Raw genomic sequence first — 14092 nt, 5'->3', positions numbered from 1 at the left:
GACGTATGGCGCGCTGCTTCAGCACGCCCGTACCAATTCATTAATGCACCGGCTCATCGCCACGCAGATAGATTACCCAGTAGGTCAAACCGACTAATAATCCGCCGCCAATAATGTTGCCGATGGTTACGGGAATAAGGTTGTTAAGAATAAAATCGCTAACGCTGAGTGATGGAAACTGTGCTGCGCTTGCCCCCGCCATTTGCCAGAATTCCGGGCTGGCAAAGTCACGGATAACAATGGCCATCGGAATCAGGAACATGTTTGCGATGCTATGTTCAAAGCCGCAGGCAACAAACATCGCTACCGGTAAAATCATCGCAAACATTTTATCCATCAGGCTGCGGCCGGAGTAACTCATCCATACCGCCAGGCAAACCATTAAATTGGCGAGCGTGCCGAGACTGACGGCTTCGATAAAGGTGTGATGCATCTTGTGGTCAGCGGTTTGCAGAAGGTTTAAGCCCCAGGCACCATTCGCCACCATGTGTTCACCGGCTAACCAGATAAGTGCTACAAAGAACAGCGCGCCAAACAGATTACCAATGTAGACGGTCAACCAATGTCGACCGAGTTGCAGCCAGGTGATACGGCCGCTGGCTTTTGCCACCACGATCAGAACAGTTGAGGTGAACAGGTCCGCTCCGCACACAACCACTAACATTAAACCGAGTGAGAAACAGATACCGCCGATCAGTTTTGCTATGCCGTAGGGCATGGCTCCACTTCCGGTGGTCGCAGTGATATAGAAGACAAATGCGATAGAAATAAATACGCCAGCAGTAATGGCAAGGAAGAATGTGGTTAAAGGACGTTTAGTAGCTTTATATATGCCGGCCTCTTCTGCAACTTTCGCCATTGCCGCCGGTAATAATGAATTAAAAGGGTTGTCAGCTTTCACACTAACGCTCTCCAAAAATTGCCTGTAAAGATACTAACAAAGGAGTATAGGTCAGAAATTGATGTGGATCATATTTGACCGGAAGGTACCTGATAAGCGAAGCGAGTTGGCATGCATTTTTCAATTAAATAATTGAATTTATTGAAATAAATAATTTTTAATTTATGCAAAATAAGTTGAAGGCGACTGCAGCTGAGGGTCGATTTTGTTAAATATCATTAACGAATGAAGCATAATTGTTATTCAATAATACGCTTTAATCTCTTTGCATGTTCAATATAAAAAAATGGCACTGATTTTTTTCAGTGCCATTTAGCAATACGCTAATGTCTATAAATAAGAATTAAAGCGTTAAGGCTATTTTTGTGCCCAGTAACGACGTTTAGCTGTCTGCAATTTTTCATAGGCAGCGAGTAATGATTGATGCGTAGGGAATGCTTTCAGGTCCAGATCGACCGCTTGCAATCCATAGAAAGGCGCTTCACCACTGATAGCCGCTGAAGCAGCCTCAACTGCCGCCTGGCCATACATACGGATAAAGGCACGATGATATTGAAGCGGATCGCGTTCCTCTTCCATTGCCAGCAGCAGCAATGTTTGCAGGCAGCGGTAGTAGTTAGCGCGTTCTTCGCTGAAGATGGACTGGTTGAATTCCATCGTCCATTCAGTCCAGATCAGAGCCTGATCCAGGTCGCCACCTGCCAGCGCTAGCATCGCTTTCAGCTCGCCGATACGCAGTGTGTACCAGCCATTGTCTTTACCCGATGCCAGACCCAGCAGTTCGCGCACGCGAGTAAAGTCATCATGACCTTCCTCGTCCAGTTGCACGATCAGCTCGAGATAAGCTTCAGGTTCCCATTGGCTTTTCGGCAGCGCCAGCACCGTTTCGCGCAGTGGTGCACCCATGCTGTTATTCGCCAGCAGTAGGTCTTCCGCTGGATAAATATCAGACATACCAGGCACGATAATGCGGCAAGCGTAAACGCTCAGATGTTCATAGTCAGCGATATAGACTTCTTTATCTTCCGCACGGAAGATCGCCATCAGCGTATCAAACTCTTCGTGCGTGGAACCCGCAAAGCTCCAGTCGACGAAAGGATAGTCAGCATCGTCTTTGAACATATCCCATGAAATCAGACCGCTTGAATCGATGAAATGCGTTTCCAGGTTAGCGTGTTCCGCCACTTCTTCATCATCAAACGTTGGCGGAGTGAACACGTCGAGATCTTTCAGACCGCGGCCCTGCAGCAGTTCAGTAACGGTACGCTCAAGTGCGACGCCAAAGTCCGGATGTGCACCAAACGAAGCGAAACAGGTACCATTTGCTGGATTGAACAGCACAACGCAGATAACCGGGTATTTGCCGCCGAGTGAAGCATCGTAGGAGAAGATTGGGAAACCTTCAGCTTCCAGACGTTCAATCGCTTCAATTACGCCAGGATAACGCTGCATCACCTCTGCTGGAATTTCTGGCAGGCTGATGGATTCGGCGATGATGCGATTCTTGATATGGCGCTCAAAAACCTCAGACAGGCCCTGTACGCGCGCTTCATTCGCGGTGTTACCGGCTGACATACCATTCGATACGTACAGATTTCCGATGATGTTCATCGGGATATAAACCGTTTGCTGGTCAGATTGGCGGGTAAATGGCAGGCCACAAATACCGCGCTCATCATTGCCGGATTGCAGATCAATCAGCTCTGAAGCACCCAGGCTCTCTTCAGGATCATAAAATTTGCGGAGGCGCGCATCCAGAATGCCTTCTGGCAGGCTGTCGTCCTCGGTGAGCGGGAACCACTTTTCATTCGGATAGTGAACAAAATCACCATTAGCGATGGATTTACCTAACCAGAAATCGGCGAAGAAGTAGTTAGTAGAGAGGCGCTCAAAATATTCGCCCAGTGCTGAAGCCAGAGCGGCTTTTTTGCTAGCACCTTTGCCATTTGTAAAGCACAGCGGGCAGTCGCGATCGCGAATGTGCACTGACCAGACGTGTGGTACCGGATTCAGCCAGGAAGCTTCTTCAATATTGAAACCAAGGTCTTGCAGTTTCTGTTGAAAGCGTGCAATGGAATCTTCCAGTGCGGCGTCTTTTCCGGGGATAAACGTTTGCGTCATGGTGGCGCTCTCTTAAGTCAATGGGGTGGGCGTAAAGCGCGCAATAATACGGGTTTTATGCATGCTTCGCTATTCAGTCAGCCAAATTTATCTCAGTCTGGTTAAGGTTTTTATGCCATTCGGCTGCCCGCTTTTCTTTCTGGAACTACATCACAAAATTCCATGGCTTAATGCATTTATGACATAAGCTGCGGTGGAGCTGGCTCTGGAAATGTGATCGCTGCCGGATTAATGATTGCAGCCATCTGGAGGCAATGATAAAACCGGTGAGGTATTCATAACCGTTCGATATGACAGTGGTGAGGGGAAATGACTCAGGTTTATAATTTTAGCTCTGGCCCGGCTATGCTGCCGGTAGAAGTGCTCCGTCGCGCAGAACAAGAACTGACAAACTGGCACGGGTTAGGCACCTCGGTGATGGAGATCAGTCATCGCAGTAAAGAGTTTATTGCTGTTGCTGAAGCAGCAGAACAAGATTTTCGCGATCTGCTGAAGATCCCAGCCAATTACAAAGTTTTATTCTGCCACGGCGGTGCGCGTGCACAATTCGCGGCCATCCCCGGCAACTTATTGGGTGACGCAAAAACCGCAGATTACATTGACGGCGGTTACTGGGCTCACAGCGCAATTAAAGAAGCCGAAAAATTCTGCTCGCCAAATACCATTGATATAAAAACCACGCGTGATGGTAAACGTGCTTTATTACCAATGCGTGAATGGCAGCTGAATGATGATGCGGCTTACGTCCATTTCTGCCCGAACGAAACGATTGATGGCATTGCTATCGATGAAGAGCCGGATTTTGGCGATAAAATCGTGGTTGCCGATCTCTCTTCTACTATTCTGTCTCGTCCAATCGATGTGAGTCGTTATGGCGTGATCTACGCTGGCGCGCAAAAAAATATTGGCCCGGCGGGCTTAACCTTAGTGGTTGTGCGCGAAGACCTGCTGGGTAAAGCACAGCGTTATGTGCCTTCTATCCTTGATTACAAGGTGCTGGCCGAAAACGAATCGATGTTCAACACCCCGCCAACTTTCGCATGGTATCTCTCTGGCCTGGTATTCAAATGGCTGAAAGAGAAGGGCGGCGTGGCCGAGATGGACAAGCTGAATCAGGCAAAAGCCGACTTACTGTATGGCGTGATTGATAACAGCGCGTTTTATCGCAACGATGTCGCAAGCGAAAACCGTTCACGTATGAACGTGCCATTCCAGTTAGCCGATTCATCTCTGGACAAAGTGTTCCTGGAAGAGTCTCTCAAGGCTGGTCTGCATGCATTGAAAGGCCATCGCGTGGTTGGCGGTATGCGTGCATCGATCTACAATGCGATGCCGCTGGAAGGCGTTAAAACACTGACTGAATTCATGGTCGACTTCGAACGTCGCCACGGTTAATTGCTTTTTTCATGCCAGCTTGTCTGGTATCAGACCCCGTCACACGATGGGGTCTCGTATTTTCTGGAGATTTGGTTTCACATGCAGGACTCCCTGACTCTACAACCGATTGCTCGCGTTGACGGTACGGTAAATTTACCGGGTTCAAAAAGCGTCTCAAACCGCGCGCTCTTGCTGGCTGCGCTGGCAAAAGGCACCACTCGCCTGACTAACTTGCTCGATAGCGATGACGTTAAGCACATGCTGAACGCCCTGAAAGCGCTGGGTGTCAGCTATACGCTCTCTGACGATCGTACCGTATGCGAAGTCGTGGGTAACGCGGGACCTTTAAGCGCTGAAAAGCCGCTCGAGCTGTTTCTGGGTAACGCAGGCACCGCGATGCGTCCATTGGCCGCCGCGCTGTGTTTGGGCCAGCAGTCAATTGTCCTGACTGGCGAGCCGCGCATGAAAGAGCGTCCGATTGGCCACCTGGTTGATGCACTGCGTCAGGGCGGAGCAAAGATCGACTATCTTGAGCAGACCGATTATCCACCAGTGCGTCTTAATGGCGGTTTTATTGGGGGCGAAGTCAGCGTTGATGGCAGCGTATCAAGCCAGTTCCTTACGGCGTTACTGATGACCGCGCCGCTGGCGCAGCAAGACACGATCATCACCATTAAGGGTGATCTGGTTTCTAAGCCTTATATTGACATTACCTTGCACCTGATGAGCTGCTTTGGTGTGGACGTTGATAACCAGGATTACCAGCGTTTTGTGGTCAAAGGGCAGCAACAGTATCAGTCTCCGGGCGATTACCTGGTGGAAGGTGATGCGTCTTCTGCTTCTTATTTTCTCGCTGCGGCTGCGATTAAAGGTGGTACCGTGCGTGTAACCGGTATTGGCCGTAACAGCGTGCAGGGCGATATTCGTTTTGCTGATGTGCTGGAAAAAATGGGCGCAGTGATTGAGTGGGGCGATGATTACATCTCCTGCTCACGTGGAACGTTGACGGCAATCGATATGGATATGAACCATATTCCCGATGCAGCAATGACCATTGCAACCACAGCCCTGTTCGCAGAAGGCACCACGCTGATGCGCAACATCTATAACTGGCGCGTAAAAGAGACCGATCGTCTGGCGGCGATGGCGACTGAGTTGCGCAAAGTCGGTGCTGAAGTGGAAGAAGGGCACGACTTTATTCGTGTGACACCGCCGGCTCATTTGCAACATGCGGATATCGGTACCTATAACGATCACCGCATGGCGATGTGCTTCGCGCTGGTGGCTCTGTCTGATACGCCGGTAACTATTCTCGATCCAGGCTGTACCGCGAAAACCTTCCCAAGCTATTTCCAGCAATTGGCGAAAATCAGTCATACTTCCTGATCGTCTAACCCGGCGCACTATGCCGGGTTACTTTGCTCTCCTTTGGCCTTATCAGGCGGAAATTGTTCTGAATCTGTCTATATTTCTAGCGCTGTCTACGCTAAAGGGTAACTAACCTGATGCAGGCAGCGTATAATGCCGCGCAATCCAGGCGGCCTGGAAGGGCTGACAATAAGCACGCAGCAACAGGAGAGAACAATGACGGCAATCGCCCCGGTTATTACCATCGATGGGCCAAGTGGCGCGGGTAAAGGGACTTTATGTAAAGCGATGGCGGAGTCGTTGCAGTGGCACTTACTGGATTCTGGCGCTATTTATCGCGTTTTAGCATTGGCTGCACTTCACCATCAGGTGGATATTGAGTCAGAAGAAGCATTAGTTCCGATTGCCGCGCATCTTGATGTGCGTTTTCTGTCGGTTAACGGTGAAATGCAGGTGGTGCTTGAAGGTGAAGATGTCACCGGTGAAATCCGCACGCAAGAAGTGAGCAACACCGCATCGCGCGTAGCCGCTTTTCCGCGGGTGCGTGAAGCGCTGCTTCGTCGCCAACGCGCCTTCCGCGAGGAGCCCGGTTTAATCGCTGATGGACGCGATATGGGAACCGTGGTTTTCCCAGATGCGCCGGTGAAAATTTTCCTCGACGCCAGCTCGGAAGAGCGTGCGCATCGCCGTATGCTACAGTTGCAGGAGAAGGGCTTTAATGTTAACTTTGATCGCCTTTTATCCGAGATAAAGGAACGCGACGACCGCGATCGTAATCGTGCCATCGCACCTTTAGTGCCTGCCACAGATGCTCTGGTACTGGATTCAACCAGTATGTCGATTGAGCAAGTGATTGAAAAGGCGCTTGATTATGCCAAGCAGAAGCTGGGCATTTAATCTTTCGGCAACCGAATTGCTGTAACCCTGTACCAAGGACCCGGTGCAGGGCATGTGAAACAACCCCATCCGACAATGAAGTCAGGTGGACGTTAAATTGAAGAATCCTAAGATTATCAATATGACTGAATCTTTTGCTCAACTCTTTGAAGAGTCCCTGAAAGAAATCGAAACCCGTCCGGGTTCCATCGTTCGTGGCGTTGTTGTCTCTATCGACAAAGACGTAGTTCTGGTTGATGCGGGTCTGAAATCTGAATCTGCAATTCCTGCAGAGCAGTTCAAGAACGCAGCCGGCGAACTGGAAATCCAGGTAGGCGACGAAGTTGACGTTGCGCTGGACGCAGTAGAAGACGGCTTCGGTGAAACCCTGCTGTCCCGTGAGAAAGCTAAACGTCACGAAGCTTGGATCACGCTGGAAAAAGCTTACGAAGACGCTGAAACTGTTACCGGTGTTATCAACGGCAAAGTTAAAGGTGGCTTCACAGTTGAGCTGAACGGTATTCGTGCGTTCCTGCCAGGTTCACTGGTAGACGTTCGTCCGGTTCGCGATACTCTGCACCTGGAAGGCAAAGAGCTTGAATTCAAAGTAATCAAGCTTGATCAGAAACGTAACAACGTCGTGGTTTCACGTCGTGCAGTTATCGAATCTGAGAACAGTGCTGAGCGCGATCAGCTGCTGGAAAACCTGCAGGAAGGCATGGAAGTTAAAGGTATCGTTAAGAACCTCACTGACTACGGTGCATTCGTGGATCTGGGCGGCGTTGACGGCCTGCTGCACATTACCGATATGGCTTGGAAACGCGTTAAGCATCCGAGCGAAATCGTCAACGTGGGCGACGAAATCACTGTTAAAGTGCTGAAGTTCGACCGCGAGCGTACCCGTGTATCTCTGGGCCTGAAACAGCTGGGCGAAGATCCTTGGGTGGCTATCGCTAAGCGCTATCCAGAAGGCACACGCCTGACTGGTCGTGTAACCAACCTGACTGATTACGGCTGCTTCGTAGAAATCGAAGAAGGCGTTGAAGGTCTGGTACACGTTTCTGAAATGGACTGGACCAACAAAAACATCCATCCGTCTAAAGTTGTAAACGTAGGCGATGTGGTTGAAGTAATGGTTCTGGACATCGATGAAGAGCGTCGTCGTATCTCCCTGGGTCTGAAGCAGTGCAAATCTAACCCATGGCAGCTGTTCGCTGAGACCCACAACAAAGGCGATCGCGTTGAAGGTAAAATCAAGTCGATCACTGACTTCGGTATCTTCATCGGCCTGGACGGTGGCATCGACGGTCTGGTTCACCTGTCTGACATCTCCTGGAACGCGACTGGCGAAGAAGCCGTTCGTGAGTACAAAAAAGGCGACGAAATCGCTGCCGTTGTACTGCAGGTTGATGCAGAGCGCGAGCGCATCTCTCTGGGCGTGAAGCAGTTGGCTGAAGATCCATTCAACAACTACATCACCCTGAACAAGAAAGGCGCTATCGTGACTGGTAAAGTCACTGCAGTTGACGCTAAAGGTGCTACAGTAGAATTAGCTGACGGCGTAGAGGGTTACCTGCGCGCTTCTGAAGCTTCTCTGGACCGCATCGAAGATGCAACTCTGGTTCTGAGTGTTGGCGACGACGTTGAAGCTAAATTCACCGGCGTTGACCGTAAGAACCGCGTTGTGAGCCTGTCTGTTCGTGCTAAAGACCAGGCTGATGAGAAAGAAGCTATCAACACTGTTAACACCAAACAGGATGAAGGCAGCAACTTCTCTAGCGCGATGGCTGAAGCGTTCAAAGCGGCTAAAGGCGAGTAGTCGACCTAAGGCACCGGACGATGAAAATCGTCCGGTTTCGGTAAAAGCTGTCATACCTTTCCCAATAAGGATTAACCGGAGGTTACATGACCAAGTCAGAACTTATTGAAAGACTTGCTGGCCAGCATACTCATATTCCGGCGAAAGTCGTTGAGGATGCGGTCAAAGAGATGCTTGAGCACATGGCCACTACGTTGGCCCAGGGCGAGCGCATTGAAATCCGGGGATTCGGCAGCTTTTCTTTGCATTACCGTGCACCGCGTACGGGTCGTAACCCGAAAACGGGTGACAAAGTGGATCTGGAAGGTAAATACGTTCCCCACTTTAAGCCGGGCAAAGAATTGCGTGACCGTGCGAATATCTACGGCTAAGCCGTTACCGAACGATAAAAACGACACTTTAGGGTGTCGTTTTTTTTTTGCTTAAAGCATGCTGAACTGGGAGCTAGTCTCCAAAATAAAGTCTCACCAAAGTAATCTCTGCAAAAGTCTCTGAACCCATCGCGACACACACTCTTTTCACTGAAGCAAATCCCCCGTCTTCACTGCACACTCTTCCACCAATGAGGGAGAGCACAAATGCATATGAACTGGATTCTTCTGGCAAGATTGATGATTGCTTCGGCGTTACCGTTAGGCCTGTTGCCGCACATACCCACAGCGAGCGTAATACTCACCATGGTTGGATTCGCGGTGTTACTCGGGTTGATGCCAATCACATTGCTGCGTATATCAGGGATTACTCTGTTAATGTTGGCCTGGACATTGAATGAAGCTCGGCTGATGATCAATGCAATTGAGGATCTGACTGCCACATCGATTGAAGCCACAGTACGAATTACCGAAGTGCGTGAACAAAAGCAGCAGCTAACCGTGCAAATCTTGCGAGTCGGCCAGCGTTATCAATTTCCACCTCTCTTTGTGACGCTCAATAGTGCTTCTACTGAGCAACCATTTTGTGCCGGTCAGCGCTGGAAGATGAAACTGCGACTGCGTGCCGTGCACGGCAGACTGAATGAAGGGGAGTTCGATCTGCAACGCTTTGCTTTGTCGAATCACACTCCGCTGCAAGGTCGCATAATCAGTCAGCAGGCGGAATCGCTAACCTGCAACTGGCGTACGCGTTTCATTGATTACCATTTAGCTAAATTTGAGAGTATCCAACAACCCGCAATTATGCAGGCTTTAGCGTTTGGCATACGTGCCAACATGACTGAAAAGCAGCGACAGTTGCTGCGGGAAACTGGCACCGCCCACTTAATGGCCATCTCAGGCATGCACATCGCATTAGCTGCCAGCGTTGGATGGCTATTGGCGCGTGCAATTCAGGTGATTTTCCCCGCTCATTTGATAGGCCATTTGTTTCCACTGCTGATTAGCATCATAACCGCAGCCATCTACACGTGGGTTTCTGGTAGCCATGCACCTGCTCAGCGCGCGATTATCGCGCTCATGCTTTGGACAGGTATTCGTAGCGTTGGTTGGCAACTCAGTGGCTGGCAAGTCTGGACGTTGTGTATTGGCGCATTGCTGGCCCTTGATCCTTTAACCGTTCTGTCAGAAAGCTTTTGGTTGTCAGCACTGGCGGTCGCGATGCTGATTGTCTGGTATCAATGGTTTCCATTGCCGCATCGCTTGCGTGCAAAACGTCGATGGCTGCTATTGCAATTGCTGCATCTGCAGCTCGGCATGATGATCCTCATGGCTCCGCTACAAATCTTCCTGTTTCAGGGAATAAGCCTGAGTGCTGTATTGGCAAATCTTATTGCGGTGCCGGTTGTGTCATTTGTCACGGTGCCGCTGATATTGCTGGCAATGCTCTTGCCTGTGCCGCCGATTTCAGCGGGATTGTGGTATCTGGCGGACCTTTCTATAGACAAAGTATTGCTGGTGCTGCAGTGGTTACCCGCTGGCTGGTGGGCATGGAGTGATACCTTACCCGCGATCGTGCTGCTTTGGGTGGGATTACTTCTTTGGCGCAGCAAGCTGATTTATTACAGCCTGATGCCGTGTTGTAGCCTGGTACTCGCGATTACCCTCTGGCGGAGTTCTACGCAGCGTGATGACTGGCAAATCGACATGATTGATGTGGGGCACGGACTGGCCGTTGCCATCACTCAGGGCAAAGAAGTGGTGCTCTATGACGTTGGACCCGGCTGGAAGCAGGATGATGCCGGTTCACGCGTCATCCTGCCATGGTTGCGGTATCACAGCAGGAGCCTTCATTCTCTGATCTTAAGCCACAAGCATCTTGATCACCGTGGTGGACTACACTCATTGCTCAAAATTAATCCAGCGGTAGTAATCCGTAGTGCCTTAGCGGAAAAGGGTCATCTGCCATGCTTCCGTGGCCAGCAGTGGCATTGGGGCAAATTGCAATTTACCGCCTTGTGGCCGCCGGAGAGTCAGACCCAGGGACAAAATAACGATTCGTGTGTGGTGCGAGTCGATGATGGGCAATTTAGCGTTTTGCTAACAGGTGATATTGAGTTAGAAGCCGAGAGAAAAATTGTCGCGCTGGAAAAAGATGCACTCAACGCGACGATTTTGCAGGTGCCGCACCACGGCAGCAGGACATCGTCAGGCGCGTTACTGTTACGTAATGTTGCTGGAAAAGCAGCATTTGCTTCGGTGGCGCGATATAACACCTGGCGTATGCCGGCACCAGCCGTAGTACAGCGCTATCGTCAGCAAAGCTATATGTGGTACGACACGGCTCAATCGGGGCAGATTCATGTGGGTATCAGACAAGGTCATTGGCAAATTAAGGGCTTAAGAGAGCAAATAAAGCCTCGCTGGTACCATCAGTGGTTTGGCGTCAAACGCGATTCCAGGTAGAATGAGCGGCTATTTCAAACAGCGTGAATAAATAATGCATCAAGATAAAGATCTCTCAACGTGGCAGACATTCCGTCGACTCTGGCCGATGATTGCGCCCCATAAGGCTGGTCTGTATGTGTCAGCGGTGGCGCTGATACTCAATGCGGCAGGCGATACCCTGATGCTCTCTCTGTTGAAACCTTTACTGGATGATGGCTTCGGTAAAGCTGACAGATCCGTAATGCTGTGGATGCCGCTGGTGGTAATCGGCCTGATGCTGGTGCGCGGCGTAACCAGCTATGTCTCCAGTTACTGCATCTCATGGGTTTCCGGCAACGTGGTCATGAACATGCGTCGCCGTCTGTTCGGCCATATGATGGGCATGCCGGTTACCTTCTTCGATCAACAGTCAACGGGAACGCTGCTATCACGCATCACCTACGATTCTGAGCAGGTTGCCTCTTCTTCTTCAAGCGCACTGGTTACCGTGGTGCGTGAAGGGGCCTCGATCATTGGCCTGTTCATCATGATGTTCTATTACAGCTGGCAGCTGTCTCTGATTCTCATTGTGCTGGCGCCGATCGTCTCTTTTGCCATTCGTACCGTTTCAAAGCGCTTCCGCAGCATCAGTAAGAACATGCAGAACACTATGGGACAGGTGACAACCAGCGCCGAACAGATGCTAAAAGGGCATAAAGAAGTGCTGATCTTTGGTGGCCAGGACGTCGAAGCGAAGCGCTTTTCTCAGGTTAGCAACAAGATGCGTCAACAGGGCATGAAACTGGTGTCAGCGTCCTCCATTTCTGATCCGGTGATTCAGTTAATTGCCTCACTGGCACTGGCATTCGTGCTTTATGCCGCGAGCTTCCCAAGCGTGATGGATACGCTCACAGCCGGTACCATCACTGTGGTCTTCTCTTCAATGATCGCCCTGATGCGTCCGCTGAAGTCACTGACCAACGTCAATGCGCAGTTCCAGCGCGGTATGGCGGCATGTCAGACGCTGTTCTCGATTCTCGACAGTGAGCAGGAAGTGGATAACGGCAAGCGTGAGATGGATCGCGCCAAAGGTGATGTTGAATTCCGTAACGTGACCTTTACCTATCCCGGCCGTGAAATCCCTGCGCTGCGCGATATTAACCTGTCGCTGCCAGCCGGTAAAACGGTTGCACTGGTCGGTCGTTCCGGCTCGGGTAAGTCCACCATGGCCAGTTTGTTGACGCGCTTCTACGACATCGACAGCGGTGAAATATTGCTGGATGGTCACGATTTACGTGAATACACTCTGCGCTCGCTACGTAACCAGGTCGCGCTGGTTTCCCAAAACGTGCACCTTTTCAACGACACCATCGCCAACAACATTGCGTATGCCCGCAATGGCCAGTACACGCGTGAACAAATCGAGCAGGCTGCGACCATGGCGCATGCGATGGACTTTATCCAGAAGATGGATAATGGCCTCGATACCGTGATTGGTGAGAATGGCGTGCTGCTTTCCGGTGGTCAGCGTCAGCGAATTGCGATTGCGCGCGCGTTACTGCGTGACTGCCCAATCTTGATTCTCGATGAAGCCACATCAGCGCTGGATACCGAATCTGAGCGTGCGATTCAGGCCGCACTTGATGAGCTGCAGAAAAACCGTACTTCACTGGTGATTGCGCACCGTCTGTCGACCATTGAAAAAGCTGATGAGATCGTCGTGGTTGAAGATGGTCGCATTGTCGAACGCGGTACTCACAGCGTGCTGCTGGAACAGAAGGGCGCTTATGCGCAGCTTCACAAGCTGCAGTTCGGTCAATGATTGAACGCATCTGGAGCGGGCGCTCGCCGTTATGGCTATTGCTATGGCCGCTGAGTTTGCTTTATGGGGCGATCACCTGGCTGATTCGCCTCAGCTTCCAGCGCGGGTGGCGAAAAAGCTGGCGCGCACCTTGCCCGGTGATTGTGGTGGGGAATCTCACCGCAGGCGGGAATGGTAAAACGCCCGTAGTGATCTGGTTGGTGCAGGCGCTGCAACAACGCGGCTTACGCGCTGGTGTGGTGTCGCGGGGTTATGGCGGTAAAGCTGAACGTTATCCACTACTGGTTACCGCTGAAACGCCCACGGCGCAGGCTGGCGATGAACCTGTTTTAATCGCTCAGCGCACGCAGGTGCCGGTCGCGGTTGCGCCGCAGCGGCGTCTGGCGGTAGAAGGCCTACTCGCTGCGCACGATCTGGATGTGATCATTACCGATGATGGCCTGCAGCACTACGCGCTGCAGCGCGATCGTGAAATCGTGGTGGTAGATGGGATGCGTCGTTTTGGCAATGGCTGGTGGTTACCGGCTGGGCCAATGCGTGAACGTGCCTCGCGACTTCAGACGGTGAATGCGGTGATCGTTAATGGCGGTGATGCGCAGGCGGACGAAATTGCGATGACATTGCAGCCCGGTCTGGCAGTAAACCTGATCAGCGGCGCAACCGTAGCGTTAGAACAGCTGCCGGAAATCGTCGCCATGGCCGGTATTGGTCATCCGCCGCGCTTCTTTAACACGCTCAAACAGCAAGGTATTCAGCCAGTGGCAGAAATTGCCTTCGCCGATCACCATGCTTACAGCGAAGACGAATTGCAACGTCTGACTCAGGCACAACAGTGCTTACTGATGACGGAAAAAGATGCGGTGAAATGCCGTGGCTTTGCTCGCCCAAACTGGTGGTATCTGCCGGTAGATGCGCATCTGCAAGGCACGGCGGTGGCAACCTTGTTAGACGATATCACTCATCTCTGCACCAACGCGCGCGACGCCCGTTCGCGCTAACCACCGAAAAGG

10 protein-coding genes are annotated in these 14092 nt (G+C 51.2%); 8 read left to right on the top strand and 2 right to left on the bottom strand.

The genetic code is table 11. The features are described from left to right. Window positions 1–40: 40 nt before the first annotated feature. Both focA and ycaO read right to left on the bottom strand, forming a co-directional pair. Window positions 41–901 carry a formate transporter FocA gene (gene focA, locus PanJK_RS03605; RefSeq protein ID WP_008102405.1) on the bottom strand — a complete coding sequence of 287 codons (861 nt, stop codon included), beginning with the start codon at window positions 899–901 and terminating at the stop codon, window positions 41–43. A 357-nt stretch (window positions 902–1258) separates the two neighbouring features. After that, on the bottom strand, window positions 1259–3022 hold the full coding sequence (ycaO, locus tag PanJK_RS03600; RefSeq protein WP_265297168.1) for a 30S ribosomal protein S12 methylthiotransferase accessory factor YcaO: 1764 nt from the start codon (window positions 3020–3022) through the stop codon (window positions 1259–1261). Between the two features lie 309 nt (window positions 3023–3331). Between ycaO and serC the strand changes: the two genes are divergently transcribed. The 8 genes from serC to lpxK all read left to right on the top strand — a co-directional run bounded on the left by serC (window position 3332) and on the right by lpxK (window position 14080). After that, window positions 3332–4417: a 3-phosphoserine/phosphohydroxythreonine transaminase gene (gene serC / locus PanJK_RS03595; RefSeq protein ID WP_154192104.1), complete on the top strand. Its 1086-nt coding sequence runs from the start codon at window positions 3332–3334 to the stop codon at window positions 4415–4417. 81 nt (window positions 4418–4498) lie between these two features. Beyond that, window positions 4499–5785, top strand: a complete 1287-nt coding sequence (aroA, locus tag PanJK_RS03590) for a 3-phosphoshikimate 1-carboxyvinyltransferase (protein ID WP_265297166.1) — start codon at window positions 4499–4501, stop codon at window positions 5783–5785. A gap of 198 nt (window positions 5786–5983) precedes the next feature. Beyond that, complete coding sequence (gene cmk, locus PanJK_RS03585) at window positions 5984–6664, top strand: (d)CMP kinase (protein WP_256696093.1); 681 nt, start codon at window positions 5984–5986, stop codon at window positions 6662–6664. A gap of 121 nt (window positions 6665–6785) precedes the next feature. Further along, complete coding sequence (gene rpsA, locus PanJK_RS03580; RefSeq protein WP_052025984.1) at window positions 6786–8462, top strand: 30S ribosomal protein S1; 1677 nt, start codon at window positions 6786–6788, stop codon at window positions 8460–8462. A gap of 86 nt (window positions 8463–8548) precedes the next feature. After that, window positions 8549–8833, top strand: a complete 285-nt coding sequence (ihfB, locus tag PanJK_RS03575; RefSeq protein WP_003849360.1) for an integration host factor subunit beta — start codon at window positions 8549–8551, stop codon at window positions 8831–8833. A 207-nt stretch (window positions 8834–9040) separates the two neighbouring features. After that, window positions 9041–11299, top strand: coding sequence for a DNA internalization-related competence protein ComEC/Rec2 (locus PanJK_RS03570; protein ID WP_265297163.1), 2259 nt, complete (start codon window positions 9041–9043; stop codon window positions 11297–11299). A gap of 34 nt (window positions 11300–11333) precedes the next feature. Further along, entirely contained in the window at window positions 11334–13082 is a 1749-nt protein-coding gene (gene msbA / locus PanJK_RS03565; protein ID WP_256696095.1) for a lipid A ABC transporter ATP-binding protein/permease MsbA, read from the top strand. Further along, window positions 13079–14080: a tetraacyldisaccharide 4'-kinase gene (gene lpxK / locus PanJK_RS03560; RefSeq protein ID WP_265297162.1), complete on the top strand. Its 1002-nt coding sequence runs from the start codon at window positions 13079–13081 to the stop codon at window positions 14078–14080. The genes msbA and lpxK overlap by 4 nt, the downstream gene beginning before the upstream one ends. Window positions 14081–14092: the final 12 nt, after the last annotated feature.

Source organism: Pantoea sp. JK (assembly GCF_026130245.1).
GTDB lineage: Bacteria > Pseudomonadota > Gammaproteobacteria > Enterobacterales > Enterobacteriaceae > Pantoea > Pantoea trifolii.
Note: the sequence above shows the minus strand (reverse complement) of the source record. Positions and strands in the feature narration are given on the sequence as shown.